This is a genomic window from Erysipelatoclostridium sp. An173, assembly GCF_002160495.1.
Lineage (GTDB): Bacteria > Bacillota_I > Bacilli_A > Erysipelotrichales > Coprobacillaceae > Thomasclavelia > Thomasclavelia merdavium.
The window spans coordinates 1-748 of sequence record NZ_NFKR01000115.1 but is presented as its reverse complement, the minus strand read 5'-3'; the positions used below and the strand labels follow the sequence as shown (position 1 = coordinate 748).

Annotated in this window: 1 protein-coding gene; it reads right to left on the bottom strand. The window is 35.6% G+C overall.

Annotated features, from left to right (window positions below):
• Nucleotides 1-748 (bottom strand): GBS Bsp-like repeat-containing protein (locus tag B5F09_RS14665; RefSeq protein ID WP_204215377.1); only part of this gene is annotated, 748 nt, incomplete at both ends.

Below are 748 nucleotides of genomic sequence, written 5' to 3'. Positions count from 1 at the left end.
TTTCTGGTGCCTGATTGCCATCTGGAATTTCCGTTTGTAATTCTACTACACTGTATTTACCTTCACTGTCATATGCATAGATATGCGTATTGTATTTTCCAGTATCATTATTATGATTTGATGTCTTTACATTGATCGTATATGTATCTCCGCTCTTTGTTGCTGTATACCAGATCAGATCATCTTGATCCCCGTTTTCTGACCATGTCGGCATCTGTACTCGATCAAGACTTCCATCATCCGTTACCTTACATGTCACTGTATAGCCACTTTTACTTATATTTGTTATTTTAGCATTTGTTATTTCTGGTGCCTGATTACCATCTGGAATTTCCGTTTGTAATTCTACTTTACTATATTTTCCTTCACTGTCATACGCATAGATATGTGTATTGTATTTTCCACTATCATTCTTATGATTTGATGTCTTTACATTGATCGTATATGTATCTCCGCTCTTTGTTGCTGTATACCAGATCAGATCATCTTGATCCCCGTTTTCTGACCATGTTGGCATTTGTACTCGATCAAGACTTCCATCATCCGTTACCTTACATGTTACTGTATATCCGTTTTTGCTTACATTTGTTATCTTGGCATCTGTTATCTTAGGAGCCTGATTTTCTGGTATTTCTGTTCCCAGTTCCACTATACTGTATTTTCCTTCACTGTCATATGCATAGATATGTGTATTGTATTTTCCACTATCATTCTTATGATTTGATGTCTTTACATTGATCGTATATGT